This is a genomic window from Skermanella aerolata KACC 11604 (assembly GCF_000936425.1).
In the GTDB taxonomy this organism is placed as follows: Bacteria; Pseudomonadota; Alphaproteobacteria; order Azospirillales; family Azospirillaceae; genus Skermanella; species Skermanella aerolata.
The window spans coordinates 236,601-255,222 of record NZ_AVFK01000006.1; the positions used below are offsets into that span (position 1 = coordinate 236,601).

The window sequence follows — 18,622 nt, forward strand, 5'->3', positions numbered from 1 at the left end:
TTAAAGCACCGAGGAACGCCTGAGATGCAGAGCACGAGCCACGCTTTCAAGGACAATGCACACGGAGCGCTCGCCGACGAGCGCTTGCAGAAGGCCCTGGGCAAGATGAAGGTCGGCTTCCAGGACAAGCGGACGCGGGCGGTAGCACGCCTGCCCGAGTTCGACACCCTGCGCGACCAGTCGCGCGACATCAAGAACCATGTGCTGGAACACCTGGACCTGTACCTGGAGCGGTTCGAGGCCAACGTCATCGCCAATGGCGGCAAGGTCCACTGGTGCAGGACACCGGGCGAGGCGCGCGACGCCATCGTGGAAATCTGCCGCTCGGTCGATGCCAGGATCGTGACCAAGGGCAAGTCGATGATCGCGGAGGAGATCGAACTCAACGATCACCTGGAGAAGAACGGCCTGGAGCCGGTCGAAACCGACCTCGGCGAGTACATCATCCAGCTCCGGAAGGAAGCGCCCAGCCACATCATCGCCCCCGCCGTCCACCTCAACAAGGAGGACGTGGCAGAGAGCTTCATGAAGGCCCACGACAAGCTGGACCCGAATCGCTCGCTGGAGGAGCCGCGCGCCTTGGTGAACGAGGCGCGCGAGATGCTGCGCCAGAAGTTCCTGGCCGCCGATGTCGGGATCACCGGCGCCAACTTCCTGATCGCCGAGACCGGCTCTACCGTGATCGTGACCAACGAGGGCAACGGCGACCTGACGCAGACGCTGCCGAAGATCCATATCGTTCTCGCCAGCCTGGAGAAGATCGTCCCGACGCTGGAGGACGCAACTACCATCCTGCGGGTGCTGGCGCGCTCGGCGACCGGACAGGAGTTCTCGTCCTACACGACCTTCTCGACCGGACCCCGCCGGCCCGGCGACCTGGACGGTCCGGAGCAGTTCCATGTGGTGCTGCTGGACAACGGGCGGACGGCCATGCTCGGCACCGAGTTCCAGGAGATGCTGCGCTGCATCCGCTGCGGCGCCTGCATGAATCACTGTCCCGTCTACGGCGCCGTCGGCGGCCACGCCTATGGCTGGGTCTATCCCGGTCCCATGGGATCGGTGCTGACGCCCGGCCTGATCGGTGTGCAGGAGGCAGGGCACCTGCCCAACGCCTCCACCTTCTGCGGCAAATGCGAAAGCGTCTGCCCGATGCGGATTCCGCTGCCCAAGATGATGCGGCACTGGCGGGAGCGCGAGTACGAGAAGAAGATGTCGCCGCAGGCCTTCCGCAATGGGCTCGGCATCTGGGCGTGGTTCGCCAAGCGGCCCGATATGTACCGGCTAGGTTCCAGGATCGCCATGGGGGTCCTGGGCATGCTTGGCCGGCGCAAGGGCAAGTTCCGCTCTCTCCCGCTGGCGGGGGGCTGGACCGACTGGCGCGACATGCCGGCGCCCGAGGGCAAGACGTTCCATCAGCTTTGGGCGGAGCGGCAGCAGGGCAAGGCCAGCACCGGTGCTGCCACGACGGCTTCCTCCTCCAGCGACCGGAAGGCGGCCTGAACCATGTCCGAAGCCCGTACCCAGATCCTAACCAGCATCCGCCGCTCCCTGAAGCGGGACTCCGCATCGCCCGAGATGGTTTCGACGGTGGAGAACCGGCTGAAGGCCCATGCCCGCAACCTGGTGCCCCAGCGCTCCAACCTGTCGCCGTCGGACCGGATCGACCTGTTCGTCTCGATGGCAACGGAGGTCGCCGCCACGGTCGAGCGCCTTCCCAACCTTTCCCGCGTGCCCCATGCGGTAGCCGATTATCTGGCCAGCCAGAACCTTCCGGCGGAGGTCAAGGTGGCGCCCGATCCGCAGCTCGCGACGATCCCCTGGGACAAGCGGCCGACCCTAACCGTCACGACCGGCCGGGCAGCCGACCGCGACCTGACCAGCGTGACCGCGGCCTTCTCCGCGATTGCCGAGACCGGGACCCTGATGATGCTGTCGGGACCGGAACATCCCACGACGTTGAACATGATGCCGGATACCCATATCGTCGTGCTGCGTGCCGATCAGGTGGTCGGCAGCTACGAGGATGGTTGGGATGCGGTGCGCCGGCGTGATAAGGAAATGCCGAGGACGGTGAACTTCATCACCGGTCCTTCGCGGACCGGCGACATCGAGCAGACGCTTCAGCTCGGTGCCCATGGCCCTCGCCGGCTCCACATCCTGCTGATTGACGGCCCAAGCGTTTGAACGGCGCGGCGGCGGGTGACCCGGAGTCCTGATGATTAGAATACCACCCCGCCGCCGCCGCTCGGTCACGAAGGAGGAACATAGCCTGTGGCGCACCGTCATGCGCGATACCGAGCCCTTGCCCGGACGCGAGCTTGACGAAGAGCCTCAGCCTTCCTCCCTCCTGACCGTTGACCCGGTTTCGGTGCCGGTCCCGGGCATCGTGGCCTCGCCGCAGCCGACCGTGCCTGTTCAGCCGCGAACGATGCCCCTGCCCCAGCTCGATCCCTCGCGGTCTGCCGGGATCGACCGGCGGACTGACGACCGGCTTCGGCGCGGGCGGGTCGGCATCGACGGGCGGATCGATCTCCACGGAATGACCCAGTCCCAGGCGCATGCCGCCCTCAACTCCTTCGTCCTTCGGGGCTGGCACGAGCAGCGCCGATGCCTGCTGGTCATTACCGGTAAGGGTTCGACGGGGCGCGGCTCGGGTGGCCAGGGTATGGGCGTGCTTCGGCAGGTGGTGCCGCGCTGGCTGAACGAATCGCCTTTGCGCCCGCTCGTCCTTGCCATCCATCGTGCCCAGCCGAAGGACGGCGGCGAGGGTGCGCTTTATGTCTTGTTGAAGCGGCGGCGTTGATTTCGTGACTCCCTTCGGTGCCCATATTCGTGAGCTGCGCGCCAAGCGCGGTGTCACGCTCAAGCAGATGGCCGATGAGCTGGAGGTATCCTCCGCCTATCTGTCGGCCCTGGAGCACGGCAAGCGCGGTCAGCCCTCGATCATGCTGGTCCGCCAGATCTGCGCCTATTTCGAGATCTTCTGGGACGAAGCCGAAGCGCTGGAGCGGCTGGCGGAGATGAGCCATCCGCGCATCGTCGTGGACACGTCTGGCCTGTCGCCGAAGGCGACGCTGGTCGCCAACCTGCTGGCGGATCGCATCCGCACATTGGACGAGGGCGCCATCGACCGGCTGCTAGACGTGCTGAATCGGTAGGCGTTTTCGTTCAACTTTTGGGCCAATACCGGAGCGTCAGTTCGTCGTCACGGCACCGATGGCATCATCGGAACGTTGAAGCTTAGGACGATGCGAGGAGATGGTGATGATCCGACGGTTGGGTATTGTCCTGGGAGCGGTCCTTGTCCTGGCCGGCTGTGCCAATCCCCGGAGCGAGGCGGCGGCGCGGGCCGGTACGGAACTGGTCGGGATTCCGAAGGAGATGCTGTATTCCTGCGCCGGAGTGCCGGACCGGGAGCAGCAGGTCGGTGACAGGGAGCGGATCACCTATGTCAGGGGCTCGACATACACCCATGTCGAAGTCGACAACGACGACATCGTAATCGGTGGCCGCCGCCTGTTCCGCCCCCAGACGACCGTCCACCGCCAGAACTTCCAGTGCGAGGCGACCTTCACGCTTCATGACGGCGTGGTTGAAAAACTGGACTATTCCGAAGGTCGCGACCTGGAACTTTGTGGGACGATCGTCGAGACCTGTGTCGCGGTGGTCCCGGCGCCGCGTTGAATGACGCCGGGTTTCCGCCCGGCGTCATTTCTTCCTGACGGCACCGCGTGTTTCACGTGAAACGTCACGGCAGCAGGATCGACGACCCCTTGGTGGCACGGCTTTCCAGAGCCCGATGCGCTTCCGCCGCGTCCTTCAGCGGGAAGGTCTGGCGAACCTCGATCTTCACCTCGCCGCTGTGGACGACATCGAACAGGTCGGCGGCACTGGTCATCAGGTCGTCCCGTTTCGCCGTATAGACGAACAGTGTCGGGCGGGTGACGTAGAGCGAACCTTTGCCTGCCAGGATACCGAGATCGAGTGGCGGCACCGATCCGGACGACTGCCCGAACAGCACCATCAGGCCACGCGGCCGTAGGCAGTCCAGGCTGTTCATGAAGGTGTCCTTGCCGACCGAGTCATAGACGACAGGCACGCCGGCCCCCTCGGTGATCTCCTTGACCCGCTCCACGAAGTTTTCGCGGGTGTAGACGATGGGATGGGTGCAGCCGTTCTCGGCGGCAAGCGCCGCCTTCTCGTCGGAACCGACGGTGCCGATAACCGTGACACCCAGCTTGCGTGCCCACTGGCACAGGATCAGCCCGACCCCGCCGGCGGCGGCATGGACCAGGATGGTCTCTCCTGGCTGGACGGCATAGCAGGAGCGGAGCAGGAACTGGGCCGTCATGCCCTGAAGCATCATGGCGGCGGCCTGCTTGTCGTCGATCCAGCTTGGCAGCGGAACCAGCCGGTCGGCCGGCATCAGGCGCGCTTCGGAATAGGCGCCGAGCGGTCCTCCCGCATAGGCGACGCGGTCGCCGGGCGTGAAGCTGGTAACGCCCTCGCCGACCGCTTCGATCACGCCAGCCCCTTCCAGACCGGGGATGCACGGCGTCGGTGCTGGATAGAGACCACTCCTGTGGTAGATGTCGATGAAGTTGAGACCGACGGCGGTATGCTTCAGGCGAACCTGTCCGGGGCCAGGTTCACCGACCTCGATCTCCTCCCACTTCAGGACTTCGGGTCCACCCGGTTGATGAAACCTGATCGCATGAACCATCTTGCCCTACCCTTCTGTTTTCTTGGTTGAATGTGCCGATCAGGCCTTCAGGTGTTCCGTCAGGAAATCGGCTGTCCGCTGATTGGCGAGATCCGCCGATGCCTTGTCGTAGTGCGCGCCGCCGATGCGGGCGAAGGCGTGGTCGCAGCCGGGATAGAAGTGGACTGCGGCGCGGTTGACCTTGGACAACGCTTCGCGGATCTGCTGCTGGGACTCCGGCGGGACGAACTGGTCCTTCTCCGCGACGTGGGCGAGATAGGGCTTCGTGATGGCGCTCGCCTCGTCCAGGTTCTTCTCGATCCCGACGCCGTAGTAGGAAACTGAGCAATCCGCGTTGGAGCGGGTCGCCATCAGATAGGCGAGCTTGCCGCCCAAGCAGTAGCCGAGGGTGCCGACCGAGCCGTTGCAACCCTCGACCTCGCGCAAATAGTTCAGCGAGGAGATCAGGTCATCGACTCCCTTGACCTCGCTGAAGCCCTTGTACAGTTCGAACGCCTTGGCCCATTCCGCATCGGTCTTATCGGTGATCTGGATGCCGGGTTCCTGGCGCCAGAAAAGGTCCGGGCAGAGGGCGAAATATCCTTGAGCGGCAAGATCGTCGCAGAGGTCGCGCATCACGTGGTTGACGCCGAAGATCTCCTGAGCCACGACGATACCCGGACCGGTTCCACTGGCGGGCTTGGCAAGGTATCCGGTGAATGTGCCGCCGTCGGCCGCGTTGATTGTAACGTCGGTCATAACGCCCTTCTCTTTGCTGGAAAATTGAGTTGTGGGTTCAGCTGACGCGTGGACGATATAGGCGGAAAAGCGGCTTGTCACGCAACTGGTTAACCAAATATGGCGTCACGCAACCGGTTCGGCGGCCATTGCCATTTCATGGTTCAGCAGCCAGTCCTTGGTGGTCAAGCCGCCCAAGCCCGAGTAGCCGCCCTTCCCCGCTCCCGCGACGACGCGGTGACAAGGAATGACGATGGGCAGCGGATTGCGTCCGCAGGCGCCGCCGATGGCGCGGGGTGCCGATTCCAGCTGGCGGGCAAGGCCGCCATAGGTCGCGGTCTTGCCGCACGGGATCTCCACCATGGCCGCCCAGACCCGTTTCTGGAACAGGGTGCCATGGGGCTGCATCGGAAGATCGAAGCCGGGCCGTTCGCCGGCGAAATACTGGTGGAGCTGGCGGGCGGCTTCTTCCAGCACCGGGTCGGCATCGGCATGGGAGCCGGCGAGATTCCAATCCAAAGCCGTCAGAGCCCCGGCACTGCTGCTCAGGGTCAGCTTGCCTAGTGGGCTGTCGATGGTCAGGCGCTTCACGTCAGGGCGTTCGGCACCAAGGCGTTTGGCATCAGGGCTCCCCATGGCGTCACCTCCGTGTCAGGTTGATCTTCAGGTCGCCGGCATCGGTGATCGGCGCTGAACAGGTCATGTTGACGCAGACATAGGCCGTCGCCTTGCCGCCCGCCATGCCTTTGCCGCTGGCCGGATGACCGTCGGGCAGTTTGGCATCGGGACCCAGGATCGTCATCACGATATTGGGCGCCGAGGTATGCCGCACCGCGTCCAGCATGGCCTCGGTATCGGCAGCATCCGGCTCGCCCACGACGACGAGCTGGATCGCGGAGTATAGAAGCTCTGTGTTGTTCAGCAGGGTGGAAAGCGGGAAGAAGTTGCGCGACAGCTCACCGGAGAACGCCTGCACGAGTGCTTCGGCGCGTTGGCGCCAGTCCTCCTCTCCCGTCAGGTGGAATAGCCGGGCCAGCACACCGACCATCGTCCCGTTGCCGGCAGGAACCGCATTGTCATGGGCTGTTTTGGTGCGGACGATCAGCCGCTCCGCGTCGTCGGCGGTGAAGAAGTAGCCGTCCTTGTCCGCATCCCAGTAGTGCCGGTCCAGGATGGCGACCCACTCCCTGGTTCGATCGAGAAAGCGGTTCTCGCCGGTCACCTCGTACAGGGCAAGTGCCGCTCTGGCCATATTGGCGTAGTCGTCGAGCGACGCCGGGTTCTTGAGGGTGCCATGACGCCATGTGTGATGCAGCCGGCCATCCTTGCTCATGGTGTCGGCTACGAAGTCGAAGGCCTGCACGGCGGCATCGATCCAGGGCTGCTCGCGGAAGGCGAAGCCGCTCCGGGCAAGGGCCGCGATCATCAACCCGTTCCAATCCGCCAGCACCTTGTCGTCCCAGCCGGGATGGATGCGCCGTTCCCGGACCTGCCACAGGATGGAGCGCAGGCGCGCCAGTCCGGCCTCCTGATCCTCATCGCCGAGTTCGAGGTTCGCTGAGCGGTTCAGGATATTGGACTCTTCCCAGTTGCCGTGCTTGGTAACGTCGTAGACGAACTTGAAGGTCGCGGCATCCGGCCCGAGCACGCTGTCGATCTCCTGCTCGGACCAGACATAGAACCGGCCCTCCTCTCCCTCGCTATCGGCATCGAGCGTGCTGGCGAAACCGGCGACCGGTTTGCCGTCGGCGCCCAGAGCGCGCATCTCCCGCAGGACCCATTCGACGGTTTCGCGGATGCGCGCCTCGAATAGCTTATCGCCGGTCTCCTGCCAGACCAACGTCATCAAGTCGATCAGCTGGGCATTGTCGTACAGCATCTTCTCGAAGTGCGGGGCCAGCCACTTGTCGTCGGTCGAGTAGCGCGCGAAGCCGCCGCCGAGATGATCGTAGATCCCGCCCTGGCACATCTGGGTCAGCGTGTTGGTCACGGCTGTTTTGAACGGCATCCGCTCCGTCCGCTTCCACGCGTGCCACAGCAGCGTGAACAGGGACGTCTGCGGGAACTTGGGCGCCGACCCTATGCCGCCGTGGAAGGGGTCGACCTCCCGTACCAGACGCTCCGCGACCTGATCGAAGATGCCGGGCAGGATAGCGCCGCCGGATTGGTTCTCTGCCAGCTTTGCAAGAGACTCACCCAGTGCGGTGACGTTGCGGGAGACCTTGTCCGGCTCCTGGTGGAAGGTCGAGGAGACGCCGCGCAGCACTTCGGTAAAGCCGGGGCGACCGTATCGTGTCGTCGGCGGGAAATAGGTTCCGCCCCAGAACGGTTCGCCTTCGGGTGTCAGGAACATCGTCAGCGGCCAGCCGCCGTGCTGGCCGAGCAGCGCCAGGGCCGACTGGTAGATCGTGTCCAGGTCGGGCCGTTCTTCCCGGTCCACCTTGATGCTGACGAACAGATCGTTCATCACGGCGGCGATCTCTGGGTTCTCAAAGCTTTCATGGGCCATTACATGGCACCAGTGACACGCGGCATAGCCGACCGACAGCAGGATGGGTTTGCCTTCGGACCGGGCGCGCTCGAACGCGGCCTCTCCCCATGGCATCCAATGCACCGGATTGTCCTTGTGCTGGAGCAGATAGGGACTGGTCTCATGGGCCAGCAGGTTTGCGGACATGGTGCTCACCTTTTGTTGGTATCGGATTGTTGGTGTCGAACAGGCCGAGACGTGCAGGTGCCGTCGTTGCGCTCGCATATCCTGGCTGTATAGTGAAGCGCGCCGACGTGCGCTCTCAACCCCATTCTTCGATGGGCCGCCAAGCCCGACGTCGAATCCAGTGACAATCCATCAGGGGCCTGAAGCATGAAGATCACCGTCGACATCGATTGTACCCCCGAAGAGGCCAGACATTTCTTTGGACTGCCGGACGTCAAGCCGATGCAGGACGCCCTGATGCAACAGATCCAGGACCGGATGAGTGCCAATCTTCAGGCCATGGAACCAGAAGCCATGCTGAAGACCTGGCTGCCCGCCAGTCTCCAGGGGTTCGAGCAGATGCAGAAGATTTTCTGGAACCAGATGACGAACGCCATGGGCAAGGACGGCAAGAAGTGAGTGATCCGACACTTTTCTACACCAGCCATGTTTTCTGCTGCACCAATCGCAGGCCCGACGGCCACAAGCGAGGTTCCTGCGCCGAAAGGGGATCGGAGCCGCTGCGGAACTACATGAAAGCCAGAGCTAAGGAGTTGGGGCTGGAGCCCAAGATCCGCATCAATTCCGCCGGATGTCTGGAACGGTGCGAGCTGGGGCCGACGATGGTGATCTATCCCGAAGGCATCTGGTACACGTACCAGACCAAGGAAGACATCGACGAGATCCTTCAGACGCACGTGGTCGGCGGCGGACGGGTCGAGCGGCTGATGCTTCAGCCGAATGAAACCGAGCCGCGCTCCGCAACACCCGTCTGAGTTCATCGTGGTCCCAACCATCTTCGCGCCGGCCACGGCGCCGGGCCGTGGCGGTGTCGCGATCGTCCGGGTATCGGGACCGCTGGCTGGAACGGCCCTCACGGCCCTGACCGCCCGCCCCTTGCCCGCTCCCCGCATGGCCGCCTTCGTCCGGATGACGGTTCCGGAGAGCGGCGAATTTCTCGACCAGGGATTGGTGCTTTGGTTTCCCGCTCCCCACAGCTTCACCGGCGAGGACGTGGCGGAGTTCCATGTCCATGGCGGGCGGGCGGTCATATCAGGCGTGATCGACGCGCTGGCCAGCCTGCCGGGACTGCGGATTGCCGAACCGGGCGAGTTCAGCCGGCGCGGCTTCGAGAATGGTAAGTTCGACCTGACCGCCGCCGAGGCCATCGCCGATCTGGTGGACGCCGACACGGCGGCGCAGCGGCGGCAGGCCCTGCGTCAGATGGAAGGCGAGCTTGGCCGGCTCTACGATGGCTGGCGTCACCGGCTGACAAGGGCTCTGGCGCACCTCGAAGCCGACATCGACTTTCCGGACGAGGACCTGCCCGAGGGCGTGGGCGTCATGGTGCGCCCCGAACTGGAAACGATGGCGGGCGAAATCGCTAGCCATCTCAACGACAACCGGCGCGGCGAGCGGCTGCGCGACGGCATCCACATCGCAATCTTGGGAGCACCGAATGCCGGCAAGTCGAGCCTGCTGAACGTGCTGGCGCGGCGTGAAGCCGCGATCGTTTCCGAGCGAGCCGGGACGACCAGGGATGTCGTGGAAGTCCATCTCGACCTCGGCGGGTTCCCTGTCGTGCTGGCGGATACCGCCGGCTTGCGTGAAGCCGCCGACGAGATCGAGTCCGAAGGGATCAGGCGGGCGCTTGACCGCGCCGCCAACGCCGACCTGAAGCTGGCGGTGTTCGATGCCACTGCGTTGCCGGAGCTTGATGCCCAGACGATTGCGGTGGTGGACGATCAGACGCTTGTCGTGCTGAACAAGGTGGATAGTGCATCAGGAGGCATGATCCAGCAGATCGTCGGGCAACAAACGATGCCGGTTTCCGCCCGTACCGGAGAAGGCTTGGCCGACTTGCTTCAAGCCTTGACGGATGCAGTGCGGACCCGGTTCGAAGCGCCGGGCGTGCCGGCACTGACCCGCGCCCGTCATCGCGGCGCTTTGGAAGAGTGTGCCGCGTCGCTTCAACGTGCCATGACCGCCGACTTACCGGAGCTTGCCGCCGAGGATGTCCGGCTTGCCAGCCGCGCCTTGGGCCGGATTACCGGCCGCGTCGATGTCGAAGACTTACTCGATGTCATCTTCAGGGACTTCTGCATCGGTAAATGACGTGTGTTTCACGTGAAACACCGCATTGCACCCGCCTCTTCCTTTGACGCCGGGCACTGAAAACCATAGAGTGCCCGCCATGCGGAACTATGATGTGATTGTGGTCGGTGGCGGCCACGCTGGTTGTGAAGCGGCTGCGGCGTCGGCGCGCATGGGCGCGCGTACGCTCCTTGCTACCCACAAGCTTGAAACTATCGGCGAAATGTCCTGCAACCCTGCCATCGGCGGGCTGGGCAAGGGCCATCTAGTGCGGGAAATCGACGCGCTCGACGGCATCATGGGCCGGGTTATCGACCGCGCCGGTATTCAGTTCCGCATCCTGAACCGAAGCAAAGGGCCTGCCGTCCGGGGTCCCCGTGCCCAGGCCGACCGCCGTCTCTACCGTGAAGCGATGCAGGTGGAACTGGCGGGGCAACCCAATCTCGAGCTGTTGGGCGACGCCGTCGAGGACTTGATCCTGAACGACGACGGCAGCGTTTCCGGTGTGATTACCGCCAGCGGCGCTTCGATTAGCGCCGGCGCCGTCATCCTGACGACGGGTACATTCCTGCGCGGGTTGATCCATCTTGGCGAAGAGAAGATCCCGGCGGGCCGCGTCGGCGAAGCTCCTTCCCTCGGCCTGTCCGAAACGCTCAGCCGTGCCGGGTTCCCGCTCGGTCGACTCAAGACCGGCACACCGCCGCGTCTCGATGGACGGACCATCGACTGGACCGGTTTGGAATGCCAGCCGGGAGACGATCCGCCGCCACCCTTCTCGACCCTGACCGACAAGATCACGACTCCCCAGGTTCCCTGCCACGTCACCTGGACCACTCCGCTGGTCCATGAAACAATCCGGGCGAACCTGCACCGGGCGCCGATGTACTCGGGCCAGATCCAGGGCGTCGGCCCGCGCTACTGTCCCTCGATCGAGGACAAGGTCGTCCGGTTCGCCGATAAGGAACGGCACCAGATCTTCCTGGAGCCGGAGGGATTGGACGACGACACGATCTACCCGAACGGAATTTCGACCTCCCTGCCCCGCGACGTTCAGCTAGCATTGCTCAAGGCCATCCCGGGCCTCGAACACGCCGTGATGATCCGCCCCGGCTACGCGATCGAATACGACTATGTCGATCCGCGTGAGTTGACGCCGACGCTGGAGACGCGCCGGATGCCCGGTCTTTTCCTAGCTGGCCAGATCAATGGAACGACCGGCTACGAGGAAGCGGCGGCGCAAGGGCTGATGGCCGGCATCAATGCTGCCCTCAAGACCGGTGGCGGCGGGAGCTTCGTGCTCGACCGCGCCGACGCTTATATCGGCGTCCTGATCGACGATCTCATCACGCGCGGCACGACCGAACCCTACCGCATGTTCACCTCGCGCGCCGAATACCGGCTGGTGCTTCGCGCCGATAACGCCGACCAGCGGCTGACCGCGAAGGGAATGGCAATCGGTTGCGTCGGCTCCCTCCGGTCGGACAGTTTTGCCGCCAAGGCTGCCGCGTTGGAACAGGCACGTGCTCTGGTAGCTCGCCTTCAGGCGACGCCAAACGAACTTTCCCGCCAGGGATTGAACGTCAACCATGACGGCGTCAGGCGTTCCGCCGCCGATCTGTTGCGTTACCCGGACATAGATCTGGCGAAGCTCAATCGCCTATGGCCGGAGCTTAAGGAACTGCCGCACGACATCGCCGAGCAGATCGAGATCGACGCCCGCTACGCGGGATACCTCGACCGGCAGGAAGCCGACATCCGCGCCTTCCGCAAGGACGAGTCGCTGCTGCTGCCGGACGATCTGGACGTCGACGCCATCGGCAGCCTATCGACCGAGATCCGCCAGAAGCTCCGGCAGGCCCGTCCTGCGACACTCGGAGCCGCTGCACGCATCCCCGGCGTCACTCCGGCCGCGGTCATCGCCCTGCTCCGTCACGTGAAGCGTCGCGATGTCCGTATCAGCGCCTGACGCCGTGCTGGCCGGAGTTTCACGTGAAACACGTGAGAGGCTGGACCTTTATGCGGACTTGCTCCGCAAGTGGCAGCGCTCGATCAACCTCGTCGGTCCTCGCACGATCGGCGACCTGTGGAACCGCCACTTCACCGACTCGGCACAACTCCTTCCTCTGATCACGCCTGCCGCAACACCGGCAACCCGCGTCCTGGTGGACTTCGGCAGCGGTGCCGGTTTCCCCGGTCTTGTCCTCGCCATCCTCGGTGCCGGTGAAGTCCACCTGATCGAAAGCGACCAGCGCAAGGCCACTTTCCTAAGGGAAGTCGCCCGTGCGACAGGTACTCCCGTTACCGTCCATGCCAAGCGAATCGAGCAGGTTACCCCCTTCCCCGCCGATGTCGTCAGCGCCCGGGCACTCGCCCCCTTGGGCGACCTGCTCGCCTTTGCCGCCCCATTTCTCCGCGCTGACAGCATTTGTCTGTTCCCCAAGGGCCAGATGGCGGAGGATGAACTGTCCGCTGCCTCCAAGACTTGGAATATGACTGTCGATCGGATACAGAGTGTTACGGACTCCAGTGCCACAATCCTGCGCATAAGCCGGGTTTCCCGTGCCTGACGTTTCCCAATTCCCCACCGTCGCTCCAGAGGCCAAGATGTCCCGCGCCCGTGTCATCTCCGTTGCCAACCAGAAGGGCGGCGTCGGTAAGACGACGACCACCGTCAATCTCGCCACTGCTCTCGCTGCCGTCGGCAAGCGGGTCCTCATCATGGACATGGACCCACAGGGCAATGCCTCGACCGGCCTTGGCATCGACCGCTCCCACCGGTCGGTCGGCACCTACGACGTGCTGTTCGCCGAGGTCCGGGTCGAGAATGCCGCGATCGAGACACCGGTCCCCAACCTGTGGGTCGTGACCTCCTCGGTCGATCTATCCGGAGCGGAGATCGAGCTGGTCAGCACCGAACAGCGCGAATACCGGCTGCGGATGGCGCTCGCCCATAGTGCCTTGAACTTCGACTATGTGCTGATCGACTGCCCACCGGCCCTGGGTCTGCTGACGCTCAATGCGCTGGTCGCCAGCGACGCCGTCATGGTGCCGTTGCAGTGCGAATTCTACGCGCTGGAAGGCCTCAGCCACTTGATCCGCACCATCGAGCGGGTCAAGCGCGCCTTCAATCCGGGCCTGGATATCCACGGCGTCGTCCTGACCATGTTCGACAAACGCAACAACCTCTCCGACATGGTCGCGGCCGATGTGCGCGGCTTCTTCGGGGAAAAGGTCTACGACACCGTCATCCCGCGCAACGTCAAGGTTTCGGAAGCGCCTTCCCACGGCAAACCGGTCCTGATCTATGACCTGCGCTGCCCCGGCTCCCAGGCCTATATTCATCTGGCGAGCGAAGTTTTGAAGCGTGAGAAGAAAAGGCTGATTGCGTGATGGATCAGAATAAGCGCCGCTCCAGCCTAGGCCGCGGCCTAAACGCCTTGTTCGGGGAAACCGCACCGGAAGATTTCGAACCCTTGAAGAAGGGCGAAACCCCCCGGCACCTGCCGATCGAGTTCGTGACGCCGGGCCGCTTCCAGCCGCGCCGCAAGTTCGACCAGGAAGCGATTCAGAGCCTCGTGGATTCCGTCAAGGAGCGCGGTATCCTCCAGCCGCTGCTGGTCCGCCAGCACCCTGACGACGGCGCGATCTTCGAGATCATCGCCGGCGAGCGGCGCTGGCGCGCGGCCCAACTGGCGGGCTTGCACCAAGTCCCCGTCGTCATCCGCGAGCTGTCCGACCGGGAAGCGCTCGAGATCGCGCTGATCGAGAACATCCAACGCCAGGACCTGACGGCGCTGGAGGAGGCCGAAGGCTACAAGCGCCTGATGGACGAGTTCGGCCATACCCAGGAAGTCCTCGCCAAGGCGCTGGGGAAAAGCCGCAGCCACATCGCCAACATGCTGCGCCTGCTGACCCTGCCGCTTCAGGTCAAGCAGATGGTTCAGGAAGGCTCCCTGACCGCCGGCCACGCCCGCGCGCTGCTGTCGGTCGAAGACCCGGTGGCGACGGCTCAGCAGGTGATCGAGAGGGGCCTGAACGTCCGTCAGGTCGAACAGCTCGCTCGCGAAGCCCATGGCAATACGCGGGAGGACCCGGTCGCCCCGACTGCCGATGCACCGCCGATCGGCCCCGGCCCCGTTGCCCGCGCTGGTTCGGCACCTGTGGTGGCGTCACGGACTGCCAAGGACCCCGATACGATCGCCCTGGAGCAGGACGTCACTAACCGGCTTGGCCTTCGCGTCAGCATCAGCTCGCAAGGCCAGGGCGGCACCCTCAGCATCCAGTACCAGACGCTCGACCAGTTGGACGAAGTGATCGAGCGCCTGACCGGCCGCGCGAGTTGATTCGATGTTTGACCACCGCCCAACCTACGAGTTTCATCACCCGTAGGTTGGGCCGTGGCCCAACAATCTTCCGCGCTACAAAGCGCAATCAGCCAAGCTTCTGCGCCACCAGATCAGACAGCACGACCTCCGGCCGGGCGCCGACATGGCTAATGATCTCGGCAGCGGCGATGGCGCCGATGCGGGCGCTGTCGGTCAGGCTCCTGCCGCTGGTGTAGCCGTACAGGAAGCCGGAGGCGAACAGGTCGCCGGCGCCCGTCGTATCCACCAGACGCTCGATCCTGTCCGCCGGCACCTCGAAGATGTCGTCGGCGGTGACGACCACGGACCCCTTCTCGCTCCGCGTCAGCACGACGGTCTCACAGCGGCCCCGCACCGCCGTGACCGCCTGATCGAAGCTGTCGGTTTCGTACAGCGCCATGATCTCGTGCTCGTTGCCGAACAGGATATCGACATGGTTGTCGACCAGATCGGAGAACTCGGCGCGGTGCCGATTGACGCAGAAGCTGTCCGATAAGGTCAGCGACAGCTTACGGCCGCCGGCATGGGCCAGCTTCGCCGCCTTCAGGAAGGCTTCCTTGGCAAGCGGCTTGTCCCACAGATAACCCTCCAGATACGTCACCTGCGCGCTCTGGATCAGGGCTGCGTCGATGTCGTCCGGACCCAGCTCGACGCAGGCGCCGAGGAAGGTGTTCATCGTGCGCTGGGCGTCGGGCGTCACCAGGATCAGGCAGCGCGCCGTAGGAGCGCCATCGGTCAGGGGAGCGCTGTCGAACTGGACGCCGATTGCGCGGATATCGTGGCGGAATACCCCGCCGAGCTGGTCGTCGCTGACCTTGCCGATATAGGCGCCCTTGCCGCCGAGGGCGGCGATGCCGGCCATCGTGTTGCCAGCGGAGCCACCGGACATCTCGATCCCCGGACCCATCCTGTCGTACAGTTCTTCCGCACGGACGGCGTCGATCAGGGTCATCGCGCCTTTTTCCAGGCTGTTGGTTTCAATGAACGCATCGTCGGCATGGGCGATCACGTCGACGATGGCGTTGCCGATACCGACAACGTGGAGAGAGGCCTGGGACATGCGGGGACGTATCCTTGATCTGCTGAAATGAGAGGACTTGGATCTGGGCTGGAGTATAACCACCGTCATAGGCGGAACAAGTCTCCGTCCTCACCTCCCTTCCCGTCCTCACCCGCGATCACTGCTAGAACGTTCACGATGGTTCCGATGATAAAAGCCCTTGTCCGCGCCGTATCACAGCTTTCCGACCCCGCCGTCAGCCGCGTCGTCTGGCGAAGCGTCGTCGGCGCGATCCTGGGATTCCTCACCGTGGCCGGATTAGTCTGGATCCTGCTGTTCCAGACCCGGCTGACCGATTATCCCTGGCTGGACAACACGATCGACGTGCTGGGCGGCTTGGCGGTCTTTGGACTGGCCTACCTGTTCTTTCCGGCGGTCGTCGTGGCGATCTCCAGCCTCCTGCTGGAGCGGGTGGCCGAAGCGGTGGAGCGGCGGTACTATCCGGGTCTTCCTCCCGCCCACGGCCAAAGCCTTTGGACCGAGATCTTCGGTGCCCTCCGCTTCCTGGTCGTCGTGGTCGCACTCAACCTGCTGGTTCTGCCCGCCTACCTGATTCCGGGCGTAAATCTGATGATCTTCTACGTCCTCAACGGCTACCTGCTCAGCCGGGAATACTTCGAGTTGGTGGCACTTAGGAGAATGACTCCGCAGTCGGCGAGGATCATGCGTAAGGCTCATACGGCGAAGCTGTTCGCCGCCGGAGTCATCGTGGCGTTCTTTTCCACGATTCCCTTGGTCAACCTGATGGTTCCGGTTGTCGCGACAGCGTTCATGGTGCACATTTTCCAGGGGCTCACAGGAAACTTGCAGCGAACCGCCAAAGAGTAATAAAGAATTAACCATGACGGCTCAGTTTAGCGACAGCCGTCATCCACCCTGCCTTTTGGGGGCCATCGATAATGTTTCGACGCAAGTCACCGCCCGCCGGACCGCTGAATACCGAAGGCGCATCGCCGGTTGAGCCGGCTGTATCCGAAGCCGTGGCCTCCGAGCTGCCGCCGCGTTCTCCGTTTGCCGATAAGGGACCCGATATGTCGCCGACCAAGCCTCCCGCATCCAATGCCACCTTCAAGCCCGAGATTCCGCGCCGCGTGGTTGAGATTCCGGGTGCGCCGGTGCGCCGGCCGTTGAGCGAGAGCCTGTCGGCCCCCACGTCCGGGCCGGGTTCCACGGGTGGTTCGTCCCTCTCCTCCGGCTCCAACGAAATGCGCAAGCTGATCGTCGGCCGCGACATCTCGCTCTCCGGCGAGATCACGGCCTGTGACGTGCTGGTGGTGGAAGGGACGGTCGAAGCCAAGCTGCGGGATGGCCGCAACATCGAGATCGCGGAATCCGGCCTGTTCAAGGGCAGCGTCGAGATCGACGAGGCCGACATCGCCGGCCGCTTCGAAGGCGACATCAGCGTCCGCGGGCGTCTGCGCCTGCGCTCCACCGGCAAGATCAACGGATCGATCCGCTACGGCGAGCTGGAAGTCGAAGCCGGAGGCCAGCTCATGGGCGATATCCAGGTGCTGACCGCCAACAGCGGCTCGATCACCCGCGTTCCCGCTTCGTCTGAGCCGGCGACTGCCGAGGCGGCCCAGCCGTCACCCTATGCCGCCGTCCGCACCGGCGGAGCCGAATAAGCGTAAGAAGGGTCCGTCCCTTCGGCAGGCGTTCCAGAAGAAAAGCCCGCCGGCAGCAATGCCGGCGGGCTTTTCCGTCTTCGGGAAAACGGCAGAGGTCAGAACATGTGTCCGCTGCGCTCCGCCTTGGTCCGGAGATAGGCGGCGTTGTGCCCGTTGCTGGGAAAGACATGCGGCACCCTGTCCACCACCTCGATCCCGCAGCGCGCCAACTGGCGCAGCTTGTCTGGGTTGTTGGTCAGCAGCCGCACCTGGGGGAAACCAAGCTGGCGCAGCATCTCGGCTGCGGGAAGGTAGATCCGCTCGTCGGCGTCGAAGCCCAGCATCTCGTTGGCCTCGACCGTATCGAAGCCGTCGTCCTGAAGCTGATATGCCCGCAGCTTGTTGACGAGACCGATGCCCCTGCCCTCCTGCGCCAGATAAAGCACGACGCCGCTGCCGTGACGGGAGATCTCCGCGATGGCGCCGCGCAACTGGTCGCCGCAGTCGCAACGGAGCGAACCCAGCAAATCGCCTGTGAAGCATTCCGAGTGGAGCCGGATCAGGACAGGGCCGTCGTCTGCCGACGGTTCGCCGATGACGATCGCCAGATGCTCGACGCCGCCGTCCGGCGGCCGAAACGCCAATATCCGCGTGTTCTCGGCATCCACCAGCGGGACCGACGCGTCGCCGACCAGCGTCAGGGTCCGTGCGGCATGGGTCTGGTAATCCAGGATGTCGCGTGCTCGCACCATCATCAGGTCGTTCTTGTCCAGCCAGTTTTCCAGCGTGACCCCGCGCGGAAGACGGACGGAAGCCGCCACCACCGCCGGCAGCAGGCGCGCCAGCTTGGCAAGCGCTACTGCGGCGCCCTCGCGGGTTTCAAGCTCGGCCGCTTCGACCGTCATGGCACCGTCGGCGTTCGGACCGGCGCGCCTGGTCGGGTCCACCAAATCGTGAATGACCTCCGCCGTCAACCCGGCGCCGAGTGCCAGCTTCAGCACCGGCGCCGAGGACGTTTGCAATCCGATGGCCGCCGCGCGGGGCCTGGTGACCGCCAGTACCGGGACGGTCCCGGCCATGGCCTTGATCCTGTTCAGCGCCGGAGCGGAGACGGCCTCCACCGAAAGCGCCAGAGCGATGCCGCCCTCCATATCCTCGACGACGACCGGATCGCCCCGGCGCAGTTCGCAGATCGCGCGGTCGACTGCGCGCAGCGCCGTCTGGTCGAGGGGCTGGGAAAGGTCGTCCTGCAACTTCGCGAGCCTGGAGGAGGTCATTTTTTCTTTTCTTGCTGTATCTGAAAGGGTGCCGCGTGTCTTTGGGTAAATCTCATGATGAAGTCCGGCCGCCGGGATCGGACGC

Annotated in this window: 20 protein-coding genes; 14 read left to right on the forward strand and 6 right to left on the reverse strand. The window is 64.2% G+C overall.

The annotated features are described in order from the left end of the window. The first annotated feature begins 24 nt into the window (after positions 1–24). The 5 genes from N826_RS10545 to N826_RS39860 all read left to right on the forward strand — a co-directional run bounded on the left by N826_RS10545 (position 25) and on the right by N826_RS39860 (position 3,684). The gene (locus N826_RS10545; RefSeq protein WP_044428367.1) at positions 25–1,500 is read left to right on the forward strand and encodes a LutB/LldF family L-lactate oxidation iron-sulfur protein; all 1,476 of its coding nucleotides are present in this window, start codon (positions 25–27) and stop codon (positions 1,498–1,500) included. A gap of 3 nt (positions 1,501–1,503) precedes the next feature. Beyond that, positions 1,504–2,184 carry a LutC/YkgG family protein gene (locus N826_RS10550; protein ID WP_044428370.1) on the forward strand — a complete coding sequence of 227 codons (681 nt, stop codon included), beginning with the start codon at positions 1,504–1,506 and terminating at the stop codon, positions 2,182–2,184. Between the two features lie 31 nt (positions 2,185–2,215). Then, the gene (locus N826_RS10555) at positions 2,216–2,803 is read left to right on the forward strand and encodes a Smr/MutS family protein (RefSeq protein WP_044428373.1); all 588 of its coding nucleotides are present in this window, start codon (positions 2,216–2,218) and stop codon (positions 2,801–2,803) included. 4 nt (positions 2,804–2,807) lie between these two features. Then, a complete protein-coding gene (locus tag N826_RS10560) occupies positions 2,808–3,158 on the forward strand; it encodes a helix-turn-helix domain-containing protein (RefSeq protein WP_044428375.1) in 351 nt (116 codons plus the stop codon). Between the two features lie 106 nt (positions 3,159–3,264). After that, entirely contained in the window at positions 3,265–3,684 is a 420-nt protein-coding gene (locus N826_RS39860) for a hypothetical protein (protein ID WP_052831012.1), read from the forward strand. 64 nt (positions 3,685–3,748) lie between these two features. On the opposite strand, the gene N826_RS10570 is transcribed toward N826_RS39860, so the two are convergent. From N826_RS10570 to N826_RS10585, 4 genes are all read right to left on the reverse strand, one after another. Continuing rightward, entirely contained in the window at positions 3,749–4,723 is a 975-nt protein-coding gene (locus N826_RS10570) for a quinone oxidoreductase family protein (protein WP_044428378.1), read from the reverse strand. A gap of 39 nt (positions 4,724–4,762) precedes the next feature. Then, positions 4,763–5,461 carry a dienelactone hydrolase family protein gene (locus N826_RS10575; protein ID WP_044428379.1) on the reverse strand — a complete coding sequence of 233 codons (699 nt, stop codon included), beginning with the start codon at positions 5,459–5,461 and terminating at the stop codon, positions 4,763–4,765. Positions 5,462–5,566: 105 nt separating this feature from the next. Further along, positions 5,567–6,076 carry a methylated-DNA--[protein]-cysteine S-methyltransferase gene (locus N826_RS10580; RefSeq protein WP_244619487.1) on the reverse strand — a complete coding sequence of 170 codons (510 nt, stop codon included), beginning with the start codon at positions 6,074–6,076 and terminating at the stop codon, positions 5,567–5,569. Positions 6,077–6,080: 4 nt separating this feature from the next. Further along, on the reverse strand, positions 6,081–8,117 hold the full coding sequence (locus N826_RS10585) for a thioredoxin domain-containing protein (protein ID WP_044428381.1): 2,037 nt from the start codon (positions 8,115–8,117) through the stop codon (positions 6,081–6,083). Positions 8,118–8,303: 186 nt separating this feature from the next. Between N826_RS10585 and N826_RS10590 the strand changes: the two genes are divergently transcribed. From N826_RS10590 to N826_RS10620, 7 genes are all read left to right on the forward strand, one after another. Continuing rightward, positions 8,304–8,555, forward strand: coding sequence for a DUF6489 family protein (locus tag N826_RS10590; RefSeq protein WP_044428382.1), 252 nt, complete (start codon positions 8,304–8,306; stop codon positions 8,553–8,555). Then, a complete protein-coding gene (locus N826_RS10595) occupies positions 8,552–8,911 on the forward strand; it encodes a (2Fe-2S) ferredoxin domain-containing protein (RefSeq protein ID WP_044428384.1) in 360 nt (119 codons plus the stop codon). The genes N826_RS10590 and N826_RS10595 overlap by 4 nt, the downstream gene beginning before the upstream one ends. A gap of 7 nt (positions 8,912–8,918) precedes the next feature. Continuing rightward, positions 8,919–10,250 (forward strand): tRNA uridine-5-carboxymethylaminomethyl(34) synthesis GTPase MnmE, encoded by a 1,332-nt coding sequence (gene mnmE, locus N826_RS10600; RefSeq protein WP_147040349.1) that lies wholly within the window; start codon positions 8,919–8,921, stop codon positions 10,248–10,250. A gap of 79 nt (positions 10,251–10,329) precedes the next feature. Beyond that, complete coding sequence (gene mnmG, locus N826_RS10605) at positions 10,330–12,195, forward strand: tRNA uridine-5-carboxymethylaminomethyl(34) synthesis enzyme MnmG (RefSeq protein ID WP_044428388.1); 1,866 nt, start codon at positions 10,330–10,332, stop codon at positions 12,193–12,195. Further along, positions 12,176–12,796 (forward strand): 16S rRNA (guanine(527)-N(7))-methyltransferase RsmG, encoded by a 621-nt coding sequence (rsmG, locus tag N826_RS10610; protein ID WP_044428389.1) that lies wholly within the window; start codon positions 12,176–12,178, stop codon positions 12,794–12,796. Before mnmG ends, rsmG begins: the two co-directional genes overlap by 20 nt. A gap of 37 nt (positions 12,797–12,833) precedes the next feature. After that, complete coding sequence (locus tag N826_RS10615) at positions 12,834–13,619, forward strand: ParA family protein (protein ID WP_084720641.1); 786 nt, start codon at positions 12,834–12,836, stop codon at positions 13,617–13,619. Next, positions 13,619–14,572 carry a ParB/RepB/Spo0J family partition protein gene (locus N826_RS10620; protein WP_044428394.1) on the forward strand — a complete coding sequence of 318 codons (954 nt, stop codon included), beginning with the start codon at positions 13,619–13,621 and terminating at the stop codon, positions 14,570–14,572. Before N826_RS10615 ends, N826_RS10620 begins: the two co-directional genes overlap by 1 nt. Positions 14,573–14,660: 88 nt before the next feature. On the opposite strand, the gene N826_RS10625 is transcribed toward N826_RS10620, so the two are convergent. Continuing rightward, entirely contained in the window at positions 14,661–15,653 is a 993-nt protein-coding gene (locus N826_RS10625) for an adenosine kinase (RefSeq protein WP_044428397.1), read from the reverse strand. Positions 15,654–15,800: 147 nt separating this feature from the next. Here N826_RS10625 and N826_RS10630 point away from each other — a divergent pair, with 147 nt between their 5' ends. Both N826_RS10630 and N826_RS10635 read left to right on the forward strand, forming a co-directional pair. Continuing rightward, positions 15,801–16,481 (forward strand): EI24 domain-containing protein, encoded by a 681-nt coding sequence (locus N826_RS10630; protein WP_044428399.1) that lies wholly within the window; start codon positions 15,801–15,803, stop codon positions 16,479–16,481. 203 nt (positions 16,482–16,684) lie between these two features. Then, complete coding sequence (locus N826_RS10635) at positions 16,685–17,278, forward strand: bactofilin family protein (protein WP_244619486.1); 594 nt, start codon at positions 16,685–16,687, stop codon at positions 17,276–17,278. Positions 17,279–17,376: 98 nt separating this feature from the next. Here the strand turns inward: N826_RS10635 and ribA are convergent, their stop codons facing one another. Continuing rightward, positions 17,377–18,537 carry a GTP cyclohydrolase II gene (gene ribA, locus N826_RS10640; RefSeq protein WP_044428404.1) on the reverse strand — a complete coding sequence of 387 codons (1,161 nt, stop codon included), beginning with the start codon at positions 18,535–18,537 and terminating at the stop codon, positions 17,377–17,379. Positions 18,538–18,622: the final 85 nt, after the last annotated feature.

Bases quoted from the DNA above. Each gene is read 5' to 3' on its own strand.
- N826_RS10575 (WP_044428379.1), bottom strand. From the start codon at position 5,461: ATGACCGACGTTACAATCAACGCGGCCGACGGCGGCACATTCACCGGA.
- N826_RS10615 (WP_084720641.1), top strand. From the start codon at position 12,834: ATGTCCCGCGCCCGTGTCATCTCCGTTGCCAACCAGAAGGGCGGCGTC.
- N826_RS10590 (WP_044428382.1), top strand. From the start codon at position 8,304: ATGAAGATCACCGTCGACATCGATTGTACCCCCGAAGAGGCCAGACAT.
- rsmG (WP_044428389.1), top strand. From the start codon at position 12,176: ATGTCCGTATCAGCGCCTGACGCCGTGCTGGCCGGAGTTTCACGTGAA.
- N826_RS10570 (WP_044428378.1), bottom strand. From the start codon at position 4,723: ATGGTTCATGCGATCAGGTTTCATCAACCGGGTGGACCCGAAGTCCTG.
- N826_RS10555 (WP_044428373.1), top strand. From the start codon at position 2,216: ATGATTAGAATACCACCCCGCCGCCGCCGCTCGGTCACGAAGGAGGAA.
- ribA (WP_044428404.1), bottom strand. From the start codon at position 18,537: ATGACCTCCTCCAGGCTCGCGAAGTTGCAGGACGACCTTTCCCAGCCC.
- N826_RS10545 (WP_044428367.1), top strand. From the start codon at position 25: ATGCAGAGCACGAGCCACGCTTTCAAGGACAATGCACACGGAGCGCTC.
- N826_RS39860 (WP_052831012.1), top strand. From the start codon at position 3,265: ATGATCCGACGGTTGGGTATTGTCCTGGGAGCGGTCCTTGTCCTGGCC.
- N826_RS10625 (WP_044428397.1), bottom strand. From the start codon at position 15,653: ATGTCCCAGGCCTCTCTCCACGTTGTCGGTATCGGCAACGCCATCGTC.
- N826_RS10580 (WP_244619487.1), bottom strand. From the start codon at position 6,076: ATGGGGAGCCCTGATGCCAAACGCCTTGGTGCCGAACGCCCTGACGTG.
- N826_RS10585 (WP_044428381.1), bottom strand. From the start codon at position 8,117: ATGTCCGCAAACCTGCTGGCCCATGAGACCAGTCCCTATCTGCTCCAG.
- N826_RS10635 (WP_244619486.1), top strand. From the start codon at position 16,685: ATGTCGCCGACCAAGCCTCCCGCATCCAATGCCACCTTCAAGCCCGAG.
- mnmG (WP_044428388.1), top strand. From the start codon at position 10,330: ATGCGGAACTATGATGTGATTGTGGTCGGTGGCGGCCACGCTGGTTGT.
- N826_RS10630 (WP_044428399.1), top strand. From the start codon at position 15,801: ATGATAAAAGCCCTTGTCCGCGCCGTATCACAGCTTTCCGACCCCGCC.
- N826_RS10550 (WP_044428370.1), top strand. From the start codon at position 1,504: ATGTCCGAAGCCCGTACCCAGATCCTAACCAGCATCCGCCGCTCCCTG.
- N826_RS10620 (WP_044428394.1), top strand. From the start codon at position 13,619: ATGGATCAGAATAAGCGCCGCTCCAGCCTAGGCCGCGGCCTAAACGCC.